The organism is Actinophytocola sp. (assembly GCF_050699935.1).
Lineage (GTDB): Bacteria > Actinomycetota > Actinomycetes > Mycobacteriales > Pseudonocardiaceae > Actinophytocola.
In genome coordinates this window covers 1-1677 of sequence record NZ_JBOHGB010000302.1, presented here as the reverse complement: position 1 = coordinate 1677, position 1677 = coordinate 1, and the positions used below count along the sequence as shown (strand labels likewise).

General features: G+C 73.5%; 3 protein-coding genes and 1 pseudogene. 2 read left to right on the top strand and 2 right to left on the bottom strand.

Annotation, left to right across the window (positions count from 1 at the left end; translation table 11 throughout):
- Both ACRDTB_RS38115 and ACRDTB_RS38110 read right to left on the bottom strand, forming a co-directional pair.
- Positions 1-298 (bottom strand): annotated as a pseudogene (locus ACRDTB_RS38115) (putative protein N(5)-glutamine methyltransferase); the annotation flags it as partial.
- A 122-nt stretch (positions 299-420) separates the two neighbouring features.
- A complete protein-coding gene (locus ACRDTB_RS38110) occupies positions 421-831 on the bottom strand; it encodes a TIGR03668 family PPOX class F420-dependent oxidoreductase (RefSeq protein ID WP_431437143.1) in 411 nt (136 codons plus the stop codon).
- A gap of 33 nt (positions 832-864) precedes the next feature.
- On the opposite strand from ACRDTB_RS38110, the gene ACRDTB_RS38105 reads away from it, so the two are divergent.
- Positions 865-1140 (top strand): sigma-70 family RNA polymerase sigma factor, encoded by a 276-nt coding sequence (locus ACRDTB_RS38105; RefSeq protein WP_431437142.1) that lies wholly within the window; start codon positions 865-867, stop codon positions 1138-1140.
- A gap of 131 nt (positions 1141-1271) precedes the next feature.
- Positions 1272-1677: nuclear transport factor 2 family protein (locus ACRDTB_RS38100; protein ID WP_431437141.1), on the top strand; the 406-nt coding region annotated here is incomplete at its 3' end.

Sequence of the window (1677 nt, the reverse complement as noted above, 5' to 3'; positions counted from 1 at the left end):
CGCCGGACCCGCAGCACAGGTCGACGACGACCGCGCCGGGCCGGGCCAGCTTCAGCGCCTGCCACGCGAGGAGCTCGGTGCGCCTGCGGGGCACGAACACGCCGGGGTCGACGGCGACGCGCAGCCCGCAGAACTCGGCCCAGCCGAGGACGTGCTCGAGGGGCAGGCCCGCGGCTCGCCGGGCGACCATGTCCGCGAGCTGGTCGGGCCCGCCCGCGGCGGCGGTGATGAGCCGGGCCTCGTCCTCGGCGAAGACACAGCCGGCGGCCCGGAGGGTGGAGACGATCTGGGAGGTCATGGAGCGCCTTTCGGGGATACCTCGGGCGCTCTCCTAGGCTGTGCCGCCCTTCGGCATGAGCACCCGGCCTGACGTGGAAATGGGGCTCACCTCCTCGGGCTGTCGCGGCTGACGAAACGACCTTACCCCGCCGCCGCCGACCAGCCACGCCATCGCGTCACCTCGACGAGGATCACCGGGCCGGCGGGCGGATCGTCCGCGTACCGCGGGTACTTCGCGACGAGCCAGCCGACCGGCTCGCCGGCAGGGACGCGCACCACCCGCGCGCGGCCGTCCGCGCGGACCCACCACAGCCGGTCCCAGTCCTCGTCGTAGTGGTCGGCGAGCAGGCTCACCCGCGGGTCCGCCTCGATGTTGCGCAGCCGCCTGAGCTCGGTGGTGCGCTTGGGCTTGTGGTCCACCGCGATCGCGACGGTGTCCCCGTGCAGCGCGAACGTCACCGGCACGAGGTGCGGCATCCCGTCCCCGGCCACGGTGGCGAGCCGCGCCACCCGCGCGGCCGCGAACCGGCTCCGCGCCTCGGCGACCTCCACTCGACCAGGCTAGTAGCGGGCTAACGTGGACCCATGACAGCGGTCGAGCCGGTTCGGCTGGAGACCTACCGGGGCGAGCTGACCGGGTACTGCTACCGCATGCTCGGCGCCGCCTTCGAGGCCGAGGACGCCGTGCAGGAGACGTTCGTCCGGGCCTGGCGGGCCACCTACGACCCGGCCCGCGCGCCCGTGCGGACCTGGCTGTACGCGATCGCCACCAACGTGTGCCTCGACATGCTGCGCAGCGCGCAGCGCCGCCACGGATCGTATGAGTCTTGGACCAACCAACGGAACCTCAGGGGACCGTGACGGCAACCAGCCACGATCAACTGGATATCCGCACCATTCGCTGGGACGCAGCCGACACTTTGAATTCCGGGGAGGCGGACTAGCTCGCCTTCGTCGCCGCGCTGCAGCGGCTCCCGCCGCGACAGCGGGCCGTGCTGATCCTCCGCGAGGTGCTGGCGTTCCCGGCAGCCGAGGTCGCCGGGCTGCTCGACACCACCGTCGCGTCCGTGCACAGCGCGCTGCAACGGGCCCGCACCACGATCCGCGCGCCGGCCCCGGCCGAGCCGTTCGACAGCGCGCTCGACACCGAGCACCGCGAGCTGCTCGCCCGCTACGTGGACGCGTTCGAGCGCTACGACGTCGCCGCGCTCACCGCCCTGCTGCACGAGGACGCGACGATGTCGATGCCGCCGTTCGCCTGGTGGCTGCGGGGTCGCGACGACATCGCCGCCGCGCTCGCCCACGGGGACGGCACGTGCGCGAACGCCCGGCTGCTGCCGACGTCGGTCAACGGCTCGCCGGCGTTCGGCCAGTACCGGTGGACCGGCACCGGGCACG